The sequence below is a fragment of the Cryobacterium fucosi genome, from assembly GCF_004403515.1.
Lineage (GTDB): Bacteria > Actinomycetota > Actinomycetes > Actinomycetales > Microbacteriaceae > Cryobacterium > Cryobacterium fucosi.
On the sequence record NZ_SOHH01000091.1, the window covers coordinates 1 to 14,688 of the forward strand.

At 68.1% G+C, this 14,688-nt stretch carries 17 protein-coding genes and 2 riboswitches; of the genes, 7 read left to right on the forward strand and 10 right to left on the reverse strand.

Translation table 11 applies throughout. The features are described 5' to 3' along the window. Nucleotides 1-131: 131 nt before the first annotated feature. The 5 genes from gcvP to abc-f all read right to left on the reverse strand — a co-directional run bounded on the left by gcvP (nt 132) and on the right by abc-f (nt 7,365). Nucleotides 132-3,026, reverse strand: a complete 2,895-nt coding sequence (gene gcvP / locus E3T48_RS13230; RefSeq protein ID WP_134524513.1) for an aminomethyl-transferring glycine dehydrogenase — start codon at nt 3,024-3,026, stop codon at nt 132-134. Between the two features lie 28 nt (nt 3,027-3,054). Continuing rightward, entirely contained in the window at nt 3,055-3,426 is a 372-nt protein-coding gene (gcvH, locus tag E3T48_RS13235) for a glycine cleavage system protein GcvH (RefSeq protein ID WP_134524514.1), read from the reverse strand. A gap of 24 nt (nt 3,427-3,450) precedes the next feature. Beyond that, on the reverse strand, nt 3,451-4,626 hold the full coding sequence (gene gcvT / locus E3T48_RS13240; protein WP_134524515.1) for a glycine cleavage system aminomethyltransferase GcvT: 1,176 nt from the start codon (nt 4,624-4,626) through the stop codon (nt 3,451-3,453). A 69-nt stretch (nt 4,627-4,695) separates the two neighbouring features. Beyond that, nucleotides 4,696-4,797: riboswitch (glycine riboswitch) on the reverse strand. A 1-nt stretch (nt 4,798) separates the two neighbouring features. Further along, a riboswitch (glycine riboswitch) is annotated at nt 4,799-4,896 on the reverse strand. Nucleotides 4,897-4,976: 80 nt separating this feature from the next. Beyond that, entirely contained in the window at nt 4,977-5,594 is a 618-nt protein-coding gene (locus E3T48_RS13245; RefSeq protein ID WP_134524516.1) for an LON peptidase substrate-binding domain-containing protein, read from the reverse strand. 106 nt (nt 5,595-5,700) lie between these two features. After that, the gene (abc-f, locus tag E3T48_RS13250; protein ID WP_134524517.1) at nt 5,701-7,365 is read right to left on the reverse strand and encodes a ribosomal protection-like ABC-F family protein; all 1,665 of its coding nucleotides are present in this window, start codon (nt 7,363-7,365) and stop codon (nt 5,701-5,703) included. Nucleotides 7,366-7,442: 77 nt separating this feature from the next. Between abc-f and E3T48_RS13255 the strand changes: the two genes are divergently transcribed. Continuing rightward, the gene (locus E3T48_RS13255; RefSeq protein ID WP_134524518.1) at nt 7,443-7,793 is read left to right on the forward strand and encodes a LysR family transcriptional regulator; all 351 of its coding nucleotides are present in this window, start codon (nt 7,443-7,445) and stop codon (nt 7,791-7,793) included. Between the two features lie 79 nt (nt 7,794-7,872). On the opposite strand, the gene E3T48_RS13260 is transcribed toward E3T48_RS13255, so the two are convergent. Further along, a complete protein-coding gene (locus E3T48_RS13260) occupies nt 7,873-8,442 on the reverse strand; it encodes an HhH-GPD-type base excision DNA repair protein (RefSeq protein ID WP_134524519.1) in 570 nt (189 codons plus the stop codon). 166 nt (nt 8,443-8,608) lie between these two features. Between E3T48_RS13260 and E3T48_RS13265 the strand changes: the two genes are divergently transcribed. Together E3T48_RS13265 and E3T48_RS13270 are read left to right on the forward strand one after the other, a co-directional pair. Continuing rightward, complete coding sequence (locus E3T48_RS13265; protein WP_134524520.1) at nt 8,609-9,298, forward strand: hypothetical protein; 690 nt, start codon at nt 8,609-8,611, stop codon at nt 9,296-9,298. 41 nt (nt 9,299-9,339) lie between these two features. Then, complete coding sequence (locus E3T48_RS13270; protein WP_198417674.1) at nt 9,340-9,591, forward strand: hypothetical protein; 252 nt, start codon at nt 9,340-9,342, stop codon at nt 9,589-9,591. A 194-nt stretch (nt 9,592-9,785) separates the two neighbouring features. On the opposite strand, the gene E3T48_RS13275 is transcribed toward E3T48_RS13270, so the two are convergent. Together E3T48_RS13275 and E3T48_RS13280 are read right to left on the reverse strand one after the other, a co-directional pair. After that, nucleotides 9,786-10,784, reverse strand: a complete 999-nt coding sequence (locus E3T48_RS13275) for an aldo/keto reductase family protein (protein ID WP_134524521.1) — start codon at nt 10,782-10,784, stop codon at nt 9,786-9,788. 13 nt (nt 10,785-10,797) lie between these two features. Next, nucleotides 10,798-11,850: a LacI family DNA-binding transcriptional regulator gene (locus E3T48_RS13280; protein ID WP_134524522.1), complete on the reverse strand. Its 1,053-nt coding sequence runs from the start codon at nt 11,848-11,850 to the stop codon at nt 10,798-10,800. Between the two features lie 245 nt (nt 11,851-12,095). On the opposite strand from E3T48_RS13280, the gene E3T48_RS13285 reads away from it, so the two are divergent. Continuing rightward, entirely contained in the window at nt 12,096-12,368 is a 273-nt protein-coding gene (locus E3T48_RS13285) for a DUF2277 domain-containing protein (RefSeq protein ID WP_134524523.1), read from the forward strand. Nucleotides 12,369-12,401: 33 nt separating this feature from the next. Here E3T48_RS13285 and E3T48_RS13290 read toward each other — a convergent pair whose 3' ends face one another. Further along, on the reverse strand, nt 12,402-12,707 hold the full coding sequence (locus E3T48_RS13290) for a hypothetical protein (protein WP_134524524.1): 306 nt from the start codon (nt 12,705-12,707) through the stop codon (nt 12,402-12,404). A gap of 42 nt (nt 12,708-12,749) precedes the next feature. Between E3T48_RS13290 and E3T48_RS13295 the strand changes: the two genes are divergently transcribed. From E3T48_RS13295 to E3T48_RS13305, 3 genes are read left to right on the forward strand one after another with little or no spacing between them, the layout of a single operon-like run. Beyond that, nucleotides 12,750-13,226, forward strand: coding sequence for a DUF1877 family protein (locus E3T48_RS13295; protein WP_134524525.1), 477 nt, complete (start codon nt 12,750-12,752; stop codon nt 13,224-13,226). A 26-nt stretch (nt 13,227-13,252) separates the two neighbouring features. Then, entirely contained in the window at nt 13,253-13,537 is a 285-nt protein-coding gene (locus E3T48_RS13300) for a type II toxin-antitoxin system Phd/YefM family antitoxin (RefSeq protein ID WP_198417675.1), read from the forward strand. Continuing rightward, on the forward strand, nt 13,534-13,806 hold the full coding sequence (locus tag E3T48_RS13305) for a type II toxin-antitoxin system RelE family toxin (RefSeq protein ID WP_134524526.1): 273 nt from the start codon (nt 13,534-13,536) through the stop codon (nt 13,804-13,806). Before E3T48_RS13300 ends, E3T48_RS13305 begins: the two co-directional genes overlap by 4 nt. A gap of 370 nt (nt 13,807-14,176) precedes the next feature. Here the strand turns inward: E3T48_RS13305 and E3T48_RS13310 are convergent. Continuing rightward, the coding region (locus E3T48_RS13310) for a trypsin-like serine peptidase (protein ID WP_206751165.1) at nt 14,177-14,688 on the reverse strand (512 nt) is incomplete at its 5' end.

The window sequence follows — 14,688 nt, forward strand, 5'->3', positions numbered from 1 at the left end:
CCGCAGGCCCGGTCTCGACAAGCTCGACCACCGGGGCAAGCTCGACCACCGCAGGCCCGGTCTCGACAAGCTCGACCACCGGGGCAAGCTCGACCACCGGTGGTCGAGCTTGTCGAGACCCGGCGGCGCAGTTACTCGAAGGCCTCGGGGGGTGGGCAGGCGCAGACGAGGTTGCGGTCGCCGTAGGCGTTGTCGATCCGGCGCACGGGCGGCCAGTACTTGCCACGGATGAGGCTGCGCACCGGGTAGACCGCCGTCTCCCGGTCGTAGGGGTGGGTCCATTCGCCCTCGATCACGGACTGCGCCGTGTGCGGGGCGCCCAGCAGCGGGTTGTCGTCCGCGGGCCAGCGACCGCCGGCCACGGCATCCGCTTCGGCCCGGATCGCGATCATGGCCTCGACGAACCGGTCGATTTCGCCGAGGTCCTCGCTCTCGGTCGGCTCGATCATCAGGGTGCCGGAGACCGGGAAGCTCATGGTCGGCGCGTGGAACCCGTAGTCGACGAGGCGCTTGGCCACGTCGTCGACGCTGACCCCGGTCGCCTCGGTCAGCGGTCGCAAATCGAGGATGCACTCGTGCGCGACCAGGCCGTTGTCGCCGGCGTAGAGCACCGGGTAGTGCGCCTCGAGCCGCTTGGCCACGTAGTTGGCGGCCAGAACCGCGGCGCCGGTGGCCTCGCGCAGGCCGTCGGCTCCCATCATCCGCACGTAGGCCCACGAGATCGGCAGGATGCTCGGGCTCCCGTATGGCGCCGCCGAGACCGGGCCGCCGCCGTGCACCACGGTGTCGCCGAGCGCGCCGCGCAGGTAGTGCCCGTCGCTCTGGGCCAGCGGGTGCCCGGGCAGGAACGGGGCGAGGTGCGCCTTCGCGGCGACCGGGCCGACGCCGGGTCCGCCGCCGCCGTGCGGGATGCAGAAGGTCTTGTGCAGGTTCAGGTGGGAGACGTCGCCGCCGAAGTCGCCGTAGCGGGCGAAGCCGAGCAGGGCGTTGAGGTTGGCACCGTCGACGTAGACCTGACCGCCGGCGTCGTGCACGGCACGGCAGATGGTGCCGACCTCGTGCTCGTAGACGCCGTGGGTGGACGGGTAGGTGATCATCAGCGCGGCCAGGCTGTCGGCGTGCTCGGCGATCTTCGCCCGGAGGTCGACCAGGTCGACGTTGCCGAGGTCGTCGCAGGCGACGACGACGACCCGCATCCCGGCGAGAACCGCGGACGCGGCGTTCGTGCCGTGGGCGCTGGACGGGATCAGGCAGATCGTGCGGTCGGCGTCGCCGTTGGCGTGGTGGTAGCCGCGGATCGCGAGCAGGCCCGCGAGTTCGCCCTGGCTTCCCGCGTTGGGCTGCAGCGACACGGTGTCGTAGCCGGTCACGTCGGTCAGCCAGGTTTCGAGCTGACGGATGAGTTCGAGGTAGCCATCGACGTCGCCCTGGGGTGCGAACGGGTGCAGCCCGCCGAATTCGGGCCAGCTGACGGCCTCCATCTCGGTGGCCGCGTTCAGCTTCATCGTGCAGGAACCCAGCGGGATCATGCCGCGGTCAAGCGCGTAGTCGAAGTCGGCGAGGCGCTTGAGGTAGCGCATCATGCTCGTCTCGGAGCGGTGGGTGTTGAAGACGGGGTGGACGAGGTAGGCGCTGGTTCGGGCGAGATCCCCGGGCAGCCCGGCCACGGATGCGCCGAGGTCGACGTTGCCGAACGCGTCCAGGCCGCCGAACGCGCCGAGCACGGCGGTGAGGTCGCGGTCGGTGGTGGTCTCGTCGACAGAGATGCCGATCATGTCGGCGTCGACCTGACGCAGGTTGACGCCGGCCCCGGCCGCGCGGGCGACGATCTCGGCCGCCCGCGACGGCACCGCCACCCGGATGGTGTCGAAGAAGCTGTCGCCGACGACGTCGACGCCGGCGGCGCGCAGGGCGGCGGCGAGCCGGCCCGCGGTCTCCTGCACCTCGGTCGCGATCTTCTTCAGGCCGTCCGGCCCGTGGTAGACCGCGTACATGCCGGCCATCACGGCGAGCAGCACCTGCGCGGTGCAGATGTTCGAGGTGGCCTTGTCCCGGCGGATGTGCTGTTCGCGCACCTGCAGCGACAACCGGTAGGCGGGGTGGCCGGCCGCGTCGACGCTGACGCCGACGAGACGGCCGGGGAGCTGCCGTTCGAGGCCCGTGCGCACGGCCATGTAGCCGGCGTGCGGTCCGCCGAAGCCCATCGGCACGCCGAACCGCTGGCTGGTGCCGACGGCGACGTCCGCGCCGAGCTCGCCGGGCGAGGAGATGAGGGTGAGCGCGAGCAGGTCGGCGGCGACGACGGCGAGCGCCCCCTGCGACTGCGCGGCGGCGATGACGCCGGCGGGGTTCCAGACCCGGCCGGATGCGGCGGGGTACTGCACGAAGATACCGAAGTGGTCCCCGAGCTCGGCGGCCGTGGTGCCCGGCTGCAGGTCGAGGATCGCGAGCTCGATGCCGAGGGCCGCGGCGCGGCTGGCGAGCAGCGCGTGGGTCTGCGGCAGGGCATCCGCGTCGACGATGAAACGGTGCGAGGCGGACTTCGACGCCCGGCGGGTGAGGAGCATGCCCTCGACCACGGCGGTGGCCTCGTCGAGCATGGATGCGTTCGCCGTGGCCAGGCCGGTCAGGTCGGCGACCATGGTCTGGAAGTTGATCAGGGCCTCCAGCCGTCCCTGGGAGATCTCCGGCTGGTAGGGCGTGTAGGCGGTGTACCAGCTCGGGTTCTCGAACACGTTGCGCTTGATCACTGCGGGCGTGATCGTGTCGTAGTAGCCGAGCCCGATCATCGAGCGCTTCACGGTGTTGCGGCCGGCAAGGGCGCGAAGTTCTTCGATCGCCTCCCGCTCGGTGGCCGCGGGAGGGAGGGTGCTGTCCCCCTCGGTGCGGAACCGGTCGACGTGGATGGTCGCGGGGACCGCAGCGTTGACGAGCTCCCCGACCGAGTCGTAGCCGAGGGTGGCGAGCATGCGGGACTGCGCGTCGGCATCCGTGCCGATGTGACGCTGGGTGAAGGGCTGTGACATGTGCGGGGAGACCTGGCTTCGCTGGGGGCTATTCGCCGACGAGGGCGGAGTATTCGGAGTAGCTGAGAAGGGTGGGCAGCTCGGTGAAGGTCACCTTGAGCAGCCAGCCGGCGCCGAACGGGTCGCTGTTGACCAGTTCGGGGCTGTCGACGACGGCGTCGTTGGTTTCGACGACCGTGCCGTCGACCGGGGCGAAGAGCTCGCCGACCGACTTGGTCGACTCGATCTCGCCGACCACGGTGCCCGCAGCGACGGTGCTGCCGACCTCGGGCAGTTCGACGAAGACGACGTCGCCGAGCTTGTCGGCGGCGTAGGCGGTGATGCCGACGAGGGCGGTGTCGCCGTCGACCTGCACCCACTCGTGCTCGGCGGTGTACTGGAGTTCAGTCTTGTCTGCCATGGGGTTTCCTCTCGAGGGGGTGGACTACTTCTGACGCTTGTAGAAGGGGAGCTGGGTGACCGTGGCGGGGATGCGGGTTCCGCGCACATCGACGAAGACCTCCGTGCCCGGCCGGGCGAGGGACGGGGCGACGTACGCCATGGCGATCGGATGTCCCAGTGTCGGTGACAGCGCACCGCTGGTGATGACGCCCTCGGCGACGGGGGCGTCGGCGCTGCGGTAGACCGGGTAGTCGGCGCGGCCGGCGCGCTTTCCCTCGGCGACGAGGCCGACCAGCACGCGCGCGTCGGCGCTCGGGCCCTCTTCGCTGGCCGCGCGGCCGATGAAGTCGGTCTCCTTGGCCAGGTTGACGACCCGGCCGAGACCGGCCTGGGCCGGGTAGGTGGACACGGAGAGCTCATGGCCGTAGAGCGGCATCCCGGCCTCGAGGCGGAGCGTGTCGCGGCTGGCGAGGCCGGCCGGCACGAGGCCGACTGGCTCCCCCGCCGCGCGGAGCGCGTCCCAGAGTGCGGCCGCGTCAGGCACGTCCAGATAGAGTTCGAAGCCGTCCTCGCCGGTGTAGCCGGTGCGGGCGATGAGCACGGCGCCGTCCCGGAACCTTCCGGCGAGGGCGCGGTAGTACTTCAGCTCGGACAGGTCGCCGTCGACGGTGAGGCCGGCGGTGGACTCGAGGATGGCCCGGGAGACGGGACCCTGCACCGCGACCAGGGCGACGTCGTCGCTCCGGTCGGTGACGGTGACGTCGAACCGGGCGGAGCGGGCGGACAGAGCCTCGAAGGCCTGGAACCGGTTGCCTGCGTTGGCGACGACGAGGTATTCCTGTGCCTTGGTGCGGTAGACGACGATGTCGTCGGTGATGCCGCCGGCGGGGTTCAGGATGAGGCTGTACTTGGCCTGGAGCAGGTCGATCGCGGAGAGCTTGCCGGCGAGCGCGTAGTCGAGGAACGCCCCGGCGTCCGGCCCGGCCACCGTGATCTCGGCCATGTGCGAGAGGTCGAAGATGCCGGCCCCGGTGCGCACGGCGTGATGCTCGGCGAGATCGCTCGAGTAGCGCACGGGCATCTGCCAGCCGGCGAAGTCGGTGAAGCTGGCGCCGGCGTCGACGTGCGCCTGGTGCAGCGGCGAGAACCTCTCGGCGTTCGTCGGGGCGGCGTTCGTCGGCGATTCCGAGGAGGGCTGGGCGGCGTTGTCCGGGGTCATGAGTTCTCCAGGTCGTCGTCGGCCGGGGCCGAGCGAGAATCTCCGGGGCGCGATCGAGCCCCTGGGAACTCCCCCTCTGTCGTCAGGCCTGAGAGCTTCGCCGCACCGGTGTCGGGTGCGGCTTTCACCATGGGCGAGTCGCGCAGGTGCCGCGACTACTTTTCAGAGTGGCCAGTTCGATGCGGTACGAGTACCTGAGAGATTGTCGGGGAGGATTGCTCCTTCGGTGTTCGCACGCCTGTCGGCGCCGAACTCTCCCGCATCGACCGTGATGGCCCGATATTCGGTTTTCGCCACCAGCCTAGCGCCCCGCAGGCCTGCGGCCGGCACCGGCTGGCCCGGTGCCCGGCTCACTCCTCCGGCCAGGGGGAACGGAAGGACTCCACCGCCGCGGCCGTGAACACGAGCACGGCGGTGAGCAACCCCTCCATGGTCGTCGACCGCAGCAGGGCGACCTGGTCGAGCGGGCCGACCGGCGTGATGCCGGCCAGTTGCCAGGCGGCGGCCGTGGGGTCCTCGGAGAGTTCGACATCCGACGACCAGGCCTGGTCGGTGAATTCGCTGGCCAGTGCCAGTGCCCGCCGAACGGCCAGTTCGGCCTCCTCCCGGAGCGGGAACAGGTCGTCGTCCCAGTCCAGTTCCGGGATGTCGCGGATGACGGCCTCCGGGTACGGGTCTTCCTCGAGCCATTCGAGCACCTCGACCCGGCGCTCGCCCTGGGCGAGCACGCCGACGAACCCGTCGGATGCCGCCAGCTGGGTGATCTGGGCGACGGTCCCGTAGCCGAAGCGGTGCTCTCCCCCGCCGACCTCCTGCCCGCGTTCGATCAGTACGACGCCGAACTCGGCCGGCTCATCGGCGAGGATCCGGGACAGCATCACCAGGTACCGTTCCTCGAACACCCGCAGCTGCAGCGGGAGGTAGGGGAAGAGCACGGACCCGAGCGGAAACATCGGCAGGTTGGTCATACCCCCAGCGAACCACGCCCCCGCCCATCCGCCAAGGGCCGATCAGTGCATCAATGCGTGAAGGCGATCCACGCGGCCGCGCCGGTCATGGCGTGGTGAGCACCCGTCATCCCTGCGTGACCTGCCCGGCGTCGACGCTCCAGTGCCGGTCGGTCGTGACGTTTTCGAGCATCCGCCGGTCGTGGGTGACCAGCAGGAGCGTGCCCTGGTAGGACTCGAGCGCCTGCTCGAGCTGTTCGATCGCCGCGAGATCGAGGTGGTTCGTCGGCTCGTCGAGCACGAGCAGGTTGACCCCGGTGGCCTGGAGCAGGGCCAGGCCGGCCCTGGTGCGTTCGCCCGGGGACAGTTCGTCGACGGGCCGGCCGACGTGGTCGGCCTTCAGCCCGAACTTGGCGAGCAGGGTGCGCACCTCGGCGACGGACAGGTCGGGCAGGAGCTCCTCGAAGCTGGTGGAGAGCGGCCGGTCCCCGGCGAGGAGCGCGCGCGCCTGGTCGATCTCGCCGATCCGCACGCTTGCGCCGAGGCCGGCCGTGCCCTCGTCCGGGGCCTGCCTGCCCAGCAGCGCCCGCAGCAGCGTGGTCTTGCCTGCCCCGTTGGGGCCGGTGATGCCGATCCGCTCGCCCGCGTTGACCTGCAGCGACACCGGGCCGAGGGTGAACTCGCCCTGGCGGTACACGGCCGCGCTGAGCGTGGCGACCACGGCGCTCGAGCGGGGCGCGGAGCCGATGGCGAACTCGAGTTGCCATTCCTTGCGCGGCTCCTCGACCTCCTCGAGGCGGTTGATCCGGCTCTCCATCTGCCGCACCTTCTGCGCCTGCTTCTCGCTGGACTCGGCGGAGGCCTTGCGCCGGATCTTGTCGTTGTCCGGCGCCTTCTTCATGGCGTTCCGCACGCCCTGGCTCGACCACTCGCGCTGGGTGCGGGCCCGCCCGACCAGGTCGGCCTTCTTCGCGGCGAACTCGTCGAAGTCCTCGCGCTTGTGCCGCCTGGCCGTCTCGCGTTCGGCGAGGTACGAGTCGTAGCCGCCGCCGAACACCCGGTTCGCGTTCTGCGCCAGGTCGAGTTCGAGCACCCGGGTCACGCAGCGGGCGAGGAATTCCCGGTCGTGGCTGACCAGCACGACTCCGCCGCGCAGCCCGCGCACGAAGGCCTCCAGCCGTTCCAGCCCGTCGAGGTCGAGGTCGTTGGTGGGCTCGTCGAGCAGGACGATGTCGAACCGGGACAGCAGCAGGGCGGCGAGGCCGACCCTGGCCGCCTGGCCGCCGGAGAGCGCCGTCATCGGAGTGTCCTCGGCCAGGTCGGCGCCGAGCCGGAGCCCGAGTTCGGCGAGCACGATCGGCAGCCGGTCGTCGAGGTCGGCCGCACCGCTGGCGAGCCACCGGTCGAGGGCCCTCGAGTACACGTCGGCCGGGTCCTGTCCGGTCGGGCGGGGCTCAGGATCGGCGAGGGCGGATGCCGCGGCATCCATCTCGCGGGTCGCCTCCGCGCACCCGGTGCGGCGGGCGATGTAGCCCGAGATCGTCTCACCCGCCACGCGTTCGTGCTCCTGGGGCAGCCAGCCGACGAAGGCATCCGTCGGTGCCATGCTCACGGTGCCGGCCTGCGGCGCGAGGATGCCGGCGAGCAGCCGGAGCAGAGTGGACTTGCCTGCCCCGTTCGCGCCGACCACCCCGACGACGTCGCCGGGGGCGACGGTGAGGTCGAGCGATTCGAACAGGGTGCGGTGGGCGTAGCCACCGGCCAGCCCCCTGGCGACGAGTGTTGCGGTCATGACCCCATGGTCTCATCGCAACGCGTACCCTGTTACTGCCCCCGTGACCGGCACGGCGGCAGTTCGAAGGGCTTTTTGTGGATACCACCCTGCTCCGGCGTTTCGTCACGACCGCCGAAGCCACCAACTGGGGTGCCGCGGCGAAGACCCTCAACATGACCCGCGCCACCCTCCTCATCTCCATCCGCAAGCTCGAGGAGGAGGTCGGCGGGGAACTGTTCGTCACCGTCGACGACGTGCCCACACTGACGAGCGCCGGACTCGAACTGCTCGAGGTCGCACGACCTGTGGTGCGGAAGCCCGCGGCATCCGCCGCACCGAAGGCTCAGGCGAAGGCCGGTGGCAAGGCAAAGGCCTCCAAAGGCCAGGGTCGTGCGCCGGCAGTCAAGGGTGCGCCGAAGCCCAAGGGGCGCCGCCAGTCTCGCTGAGCGGTGCCGCAGTGCGTCATCGTGTGCTCTCACAGGACCCGAGGGTCCGGTCGTCAGCGGGCTGATCTCGCTGCCTTCCTCAGGCCTTCTTCGCGGCCGCCTTCGCCGCACGTTTGGTCTCCCTCACCAGGGTCAGCGACTCGGCGTCGACGATGTCGGCGACGGACCGGTGCGAGCCGTCCTCGCCATACGGTGCGGAGGTCTCACGCCACCCCGCGGCCGTCACCCCCAGCCTCTTGCCGAGCAAGGCGAGGAAGATCCGCGCCTTCTGATCGCCGAACCCCGGCAGCGTCTTCAGCCGGCGAAGGATCTCGGCGCCGTCCGGGGAGCCGGAGGTCCACAGGGACGAGGCATCGCCGCTCCACTCGCGGGCGATGATCCCGGCGACCTCCTGCACGCGCGCCGCCATCGAGCCGGGGAAGCGGTGCACGGCCGGGCTGGTGCGGAAGACCACGGCAAAGGCGTCGGGGTCGAAGCCGGCGATGGTCGCCGGGTCGAGGGTGCCGATCCGGTCGCGGATCTTGGCCGGCCCGGCGAACGCGGTCTCCATTGCGATCTGCTGGTCGAGGAGCATGCCGAGGAGGAGGGCGAACGGATCCTCGGTGAGCAGCGTGTCCGCCGCGGGGTCGCCAGTCAGGTGCAGTGTCATGCCGCCATTGTGCCACCGGCCGCGGCGCGGCACTGACCGCGCCATCGATCCCCGAAGTCACCACATCGATCACCACACCGGGTGATGCCCGGTCACCACGTGCCTCCGTAGATTCAGGTTGTCTTCAGGCATCCGCCCAGGCATTTCAGAACATCGGAGAGCAACCATGAGCATCACCTCGTCCACCCTCACCCGTGGGGCCGGCGTCGCCGCCGCACTGTCAGGGCTGATCTATATCGTCATCCAGTTCATCCATCCCGCCGACGTGGTCTCCTCCCTCACCACCCAGGCCTGGGTGACGGTCCACAGTCTCAGCTTCGGCATGGCCGTCCTCGGCCTGGTCGGCATCACCGGCATCTACCTTCGCCAGGTGCGGCAATCCGGGCTGCCCGGACTGATCGGATACGCGATGTTCGGGCTCTTCTTCGTCCTGCAGTCGGCTTTCGTGTTCGCCGAGGCGTTCATCGCGCCGCTGGTCGTGGCGGACGCACCGCGGTTCGCCGAGGACTTCGTCGGTCTCTTCGGCCGGAACCCGGCCATGACCGACCTCGGCCCTCTCGCAGCGCTCCCGCTGGTCGGAAGCGTGCTCTACATCGTCGGCGCCCTGGTGTTCGGTGTCGGCATCATCCGTGCCCGAATCCTCTCCCGCGGAGCCGGCATCCTTCTCATCATCGCCGCTGCGGTGACGCCCGTTGCGGGCGCGCTGCTTCCGCACACCCTCGAACGGATGGCCGCCATCCCCATGGGTCTCGCCCTGATCTGGCTCGGCTTCTCCCTCTGGTCGGACCGGCGTACCGCAGCACTGAGCATGTCCGGCGAACGAGGCTCCCGCCTCGACCGCACGCCGGCGGTCTGAGCACCGACCACAGGCCCGTGCGAAAGGAAAGGAAGTGCGCGATGAGCGAAGGACGCACGATGCCAGGCAGGCATGGTCAGCTCGACCGGTATGAGATCCGCCTCCAGGGGCAGCTCGATGAATGCTGGACCGACTGGTTCGAGGGCTTCACGCTCACCAGCGAGAGCGATGGAACCACCACCCTCACGGGATCGGTCCTCGATCAGGCTGCCCTGCACGGGCTGTTGCGACGGGTCAGCAACCTGGGCGTGACATTGGTATCGGTCAACGTGGTGAGGAGCGGACAACCATGACGACAGGACCGTTCGGCGGGCACGCCGGCGTCAACCGGTAACTTGTCACCGCGCCCGGCGCAGACCGGGTGATCGATCGCACCTTGGAGGACGTCCTGACCGAGGGGCGGTCGCGAGACGTCACCATGGACTGCGTCGGCAACGCTCCTTTCGGCGGGTTGGAACGTGCGTCAGAGCCGTGTTCACTCTTCGTTTCAGGGGCGGGTTGTGAAGGACTCGACCTTCGCGGGGTCTCGTTCGATGACGGGGTCGAGGATGTCGTCGACCCGCGAGAGCAGAGCGGGGTCGAGTTTCACACCGGCCGCGGTGGCGTTGTCGACGAGCTGATCCGGCCGTGAGGCGCCGACGATGGCCGCCGATACGTTCGGCCGTTGCAGCACCCAGGCGATCGCCAGGGCCGCCATGGACAGGCCGGCGTCCGCGGCGAGCGGCCTTAGCTGCTGAACCCGGGTCAGGATGTTCTCGGTCAGGTAGTGGTGGTCTGAGACGAGCGTGCCCTCTGCCCCGGCGAATCGGGATGCTGTGGGCGGAGCCTGGCCGGGGACGTATTTCCCCGTCAACACGCCTTGCGCCATGGGAGACCAGCAGATCTGCCCCAGGCCGAGTTCCTGGCTGGCGGGAACGATCTCCTGCTCTATGACCCGCCAGAGCATGGAGTACTGCGGTTGGTTGGAAATGAGCTGGATGCCGTGTCCGCGCGCCAGTTCAACGCCCGCCCGGATTTCCTCCACCGTCCATTCGGATACTCCGACGTAGAGGGCCTTCCCCGCCCTCACGATGTCGGCGAATGCCTGCATCGTCTCTTCCAGCGGAGTCTCGTAGTCGTAGCGGTGAGCCTGGTAGAGGTCCACGTACTCCGTTCCGAGTCGCGCGAGCGATGCGTCGATGGACTCCATCATGTGCTTGCGGGACAGTCCACGGTCATTCTTGCCCTCGCCGGTGGGGAAATACACCTTGGTGAAAATCTCGAGCCCTTCCCGTCGCACACCTGACAACGCGCGGCCGAGAGTCAGCTCCGCGCGCGTCCCTGCATAGGCGTCTGCGGTGTCGAAGGTGGTGATGCCCAGGTCGAGTGCTTGACGCACACACGCGGTGGCGACATCCTGCTCGATCTGTTCGCCATGGGTCATCCAGTTCCCATAGGCCAGCTCGCTGATGTACATCCCGGATGAGCCAAGCTTGCGGTACTCCATGTTTGGTTGCCTTTCAGTTCTGGGTGGTATCGGTGGCTTCGAGTCGACGTCGCAGCGGTTGGGGAGGGGCCGTGCTTCGCCGGATCACGAGGCGGGTCGGGACGGATGCGGTCGTCGGGGCGGCGCCCGGGTTGGCGAGCGCTGCCAGAACCAGACGTGCGGCGGCTTGCCCCTGCGCCAGCACATTCTGGTCAACCGTGGTGAGGTCGACGACGGCGGCAAAATCATGGTTGTCGAATCCGACAATGGACATGTCCGCCGGCACGCGAATCCCAGCGGAGCGCAGGACGTGGAGGGCTCCAAAGGCCATTTCGTCGGAGGAGGCGAAAACTGCCGTCGGCATGACGGGCCCTGAGATCAGCCGGGTCATGGCCGCCGCCCCGCCGGCAGCCGAGTTCTCGTCCAGTTGCTCGAGGTCCGGATCCAGGCTCATCCCGGCCGAGGACACTGCCGCGCGGTAGCCGGCCACCCGGGCAATGGGCGGGACGCTGCCGGAGGTGACGTCAGACCCGTTGTCGATTCCGATCAGGCCGATGACTTCGTGACCGAGATTGATCAGGTGCCGCAGAGCCGATTCCGCGGCGAGCTGATCATTCACGACGACACTGCTGAAGCTCGCGGGCCCCACTCCGAGCACCGCGACGGGCACGCCGAGTTGTTGCAGAAGGCGAGTCTCGCTACCACTCAGGTTCAGGGAAAGGACCAGCACAGCGTCCGCCCGGCCCCGCAGACCGTGCTCAGCGAACAACCGCTGGCGCCCGGCCGCGTCACCCAGCTCATAGAGCAGTACGTCCAATCCCGCGCCACGGATCACGGCCCCGGCGCCGGCAATGGCCTGCCCGAAGAACCATCGGGCAGCCGTGGGCACGACGATGGCGATGGTGCCTGTCTTCCCGGTTGCCAGGCGCGATCCGCTCACGTTGGAGACATACCCGACCTCGGCGGCCGCCGCTTTCACACGCTCCCTGGTCCGCAGGGCGACTCCGGGTACGTCTCTCAGCGCGCGGGACACCGTCGACGCAGACACTCCTGCCCGCGCTGCTACCTCATCCAGACTCGCTGCCACGATCCCTGATGCTACGCGCCGTCAACGCGGGTCGCAAGCGCTTGCAAGTGCAGTGCTGTTTTTCTCTCCTTTTCGCTGATTTGATTGATCGCAAGCGCATGTGAGCCCAGCGGCACCGACGCCAGGTGCGCAGCGGACGGCCGGCAGCCGAGCAGGCGCTACACGTTGAAGCGGCACTCCACCGGGTTGCGTTGCCGAAAGCCGTGACGCGTGACGACGCCCGGTCGATTGGCTATTCTGGGTGCATGTGCCGGAACATCCACACACTGCATAATTTCGAGCCCACCGCCACGGACGACGAGGTACACGCGGCCGCCCTGCAATTCGTGCGCAAGATAAGCGGATCCACGAAGCCGTCGAACGCCAACGCCGAGGCGTTCAACCGCGCGGTTGAGGAGATCGCACACACCTCGAGGCACCTGCTCGCGGACCTGGTAAGCACGGCTCCTTCCAAGAACCGCGAGGTCGAGGCGGAGAAGGCGAAGGCCCGTTCGGCGAAACGGTTCGCCGCGGCATAGGTGCGCAGACGGGCATCACAAGCACCGGATCGTTCAGTCGGCCAGTCCGAGGAATACCATCACGAGCCGCTCGTGTTCAACGAGCTGCGTCGACGACAGCCGGCCGATGCGCTGCGTGACGCTCGTGCGGCGCACGGTCGTGGTCTTGTCGACCAACACGAAGCTGACGGCATCGAGCCCGGTGATCCCGTCGGCAGGAAGCAGCATCCTCAGCAGGGGTGCGGCAACATCCGGGACACGGCCGCAGGTCGGATGCGCGTCCCACAGCGGACAATTCCAGATGCGCGCCAGCCATTCCTCAACCGACCGCAACGTCGCGACCGATTGCACAGCTTTCATCCAGCCCGCCCCCGATTCCCGCCCATGATCGACCGTTGTGAAATGGGAATTCGCTATTACGCCTATCCGATCGCCGCCACCGACTATCTCCGCGCCCTCGCAGACCCCTGTCAGTTCCTTGGAACCGACCCGCTGATGGATGCGTGGGGGCCGACGACGATCAGACCGGAGATGCTCTACCTCGACAAGTGCTGGCGGGAGTTCCAGGGAATGCTCGGCCCGGCCCCGGGCGTGCCCGCCCGCGCCGCCTTCCAACTGGTCGAAGGTCAGGTCACCCAGGTCGAAATGGGTTGGATAGCCTTCGAACGCGCGCTGAGCCCCGCGCAGGTGAAGGCCATCGCCGCGGATCTGGCGACCGTCGACGACACCGACATCCGCAGCCTGTTGGCGAGCTACCCGGATAGGGCCGATTCCTCGGAGATGGAGCACCGCTACATCGGACACTATCTCGCCGCTGCCCAGGAGTTCTCATCTCGTCTGGCGAGCGATGGTCGCGGCCTCGTCTATCTGATTGGATGAACGGAATTCGCACTATAATTCTGTACATGACAACCTTGTCGGTGGCGCAGGCCCGCGCCAATTTCTCCAAGCTCGTCGAATCGGCGAGCACCACTCACGAGCGGTTCGAAGTCACTCGCAACGGGAGCCGTGCGGCGGTCCTCCTTGGCGCCGACGACTATGACGCGCTTCTGGAGACGCTGGCCATCCTCGGTGACGCCGAGACCCTCGCGTCGGTCAAGCAGGGCCTGCACGAGGTGTCCCAGGGCGACACAGCCACCGCCGACGATGTCCGCGACGCACTCGGCGCCGCCGGCCGGATGACTCGGTGACCGAAACCTACGAGGTCACGTTCTCCGCTTCCGCTCGTCGTTCGCTCACCGAAGTTCTCCCCAAGAGCGTTGCCGTCGCGGCGTTTGAATTCATCATGGGCGCGGTGAGAGCGGACCCCAAGCGGGTCGGGAAGCAGCTCAAAGCCCCCCTCTTTCCCCTATATTCTGCCCGGCGCGGTGAGTATCGCGTGGTCTATCGGGTGCTCGACCGCATCCTCGTCATCGAGATCGTCACGATCGCTCATCGTCGCGATGCCAATCGCTCGTGACACAACCGCCCCCCAGTCCACCCTGGGATGCCCCAGCACTCGAGACTTCACGTTTTCGCGCGCAACCCGGTGAGAAGCTACACGTTGAAGCGGAACCCCACCACGTTTCGTTACCGACTAACCTCTGGTCGTCAAGCAACCTGTACGCGCTGGTCGCCAGGCGCATACTCGGCAGCTGCTCCGACGCCCCTCATTCCCCGAACCGATCGCAACGCGGGCGGTGCCCGCTCCGGCCAGCTCCCGGGACCGAGAGGGAACGGGGCGCATGCGCTGCTTATTGTCGAGCACACGTCGGCCTGGACGATCGCAGAAACGACCTGCACTGGTTCAGTGCTCGCTGCAGAAGCCGACCGCACGCTACCGAGCTGGGTCAGGGGCTTTTGGGAGCACCTGAGATCAGTTGGTCCGCGAGCGAGTGAACCTCACTCGCCTTGTAGACGATTCCTAAGTCGATTAAGTCATATACGAACGGCACGCCCCCACCAGCGCTAGTTTGAAGGACAGGAACTTGCCGCTGGTGCACCGCCGCGACGATCCCGAGCAATATTGGAGGACGTGGATGCCCCCCGATCGTGATATTGCCACGTTTATCAGGCACAGATGGCCTAGGCACCAAGAAGACAGGGCTACCACTGGAGCCGGGGAAAACGGACGCGTCGATCAGGAAGGTCGGCTTTCCTTCGTAGTCCACGTTCATCGCGGTCGCTGCATACCCCTGTCGCACGATAGGCAACAACGAGGCTGAGTCATACAAGCCGTTCGGATAGCCGATGAACGTAACCGTGTTAACGCCAACTGAAAACAGGGCCAGAAACGCCAACTGACAATAGGACCACCAACCACTATGGAAGGTGATCAAATTGGATGATTGGGCAGAGATTC

Bases quoted from the DNA above. Each gene is read 5' to 3' on its own strand.
- gcvP (WP_134524513.1), bottom strand. From the start codon at position 3,026: ATGTCACAGCCCTTCACCCAGCGTCACATCGGCACGGATGCCGACGCG.
- gcvH (WP_134524514.1), bottom strand. From the start codon at position 3,426: ATGGCAGACAAGACTGAACTCCAGTACACCGCCGAGCACGAGTGGGTG.
- gcvT (WP_134524515.1), bottom strand. From the start codon at position 4,626: ATGACCCCGGACAACGCCGCCCAGCCCTCCTCGGAATCGCCGACGAAC.
- E3T48_RS13245 (WP_134524516.1), bottom strand. From the start codon at position 5,594: ATGACCAACCTGCCGATGTTTCCGCTCGGGTCCGTGCTCTTCCCCTAC.
- abc-f (WP_134524517.1), bottom strand. From the start codon at position 7,365: ATGACCGCAACACTCGTCGCCAGGGGGCTGGCCGGTGGCTACGCCCAC.
- E3T48_RS13260 (WP_134524519.1), bottom strand. From the start codon at position 8,442: ATGACACTGCACCTGACTGGCGACCCCGCGGCGGACACGCTGCTCACC.
- E3T48_RS13265 (WP_134524520.1), top strand. From the start codon at position 8,609: ATGAGCATCACCTCGTCCACCCTCACCCGTGGGGCCGGCGTCGCCGCC.
- E3T48_RS13270 (WP_198417674.1), top strand. From the start codon at position 9,340: ATGAGCGAAGGACGCACGATGCCAGGCAGGCATGGTCAGCTCGACCGG.
- E3T48_RS13275 (WP_134524521.1), bottom strand. From the start codon at position 10,784: ATGGAGTACCGCAAGCTTGGCTCATCCGGGATGTACATCAGCGAGCTG.
- E3T48_RS13285 (WP_134524523.1), top strand. From the start codon at position 12,096: ATGTGCCGGAACATCCACACACTGCATAATTTCGAGCCCACCGCCACG.
- E3T48_RS13290 (WP_134524524.1), bottom strand. From the start codon at position 12,707: ATGAAAGCTGTGCAATCGGTCGCGACGTTGCGGTCGGTTGAGGAATGG.
- E3T48_RS13295 (WP_134524525.1), top strand. From the start codon at position 12,750: ATGGGAATTCGCTATTACGCCTATCCGATCGCCGCCACCGACTATCTC.
- E3T48_RS13300 (WP_198417675.1), top strand. From the start codon at position 13,253: ATGACAACCTTGTCGGTGGCGCAGGCCCGCGCCAATTTCTCCAAGCTC.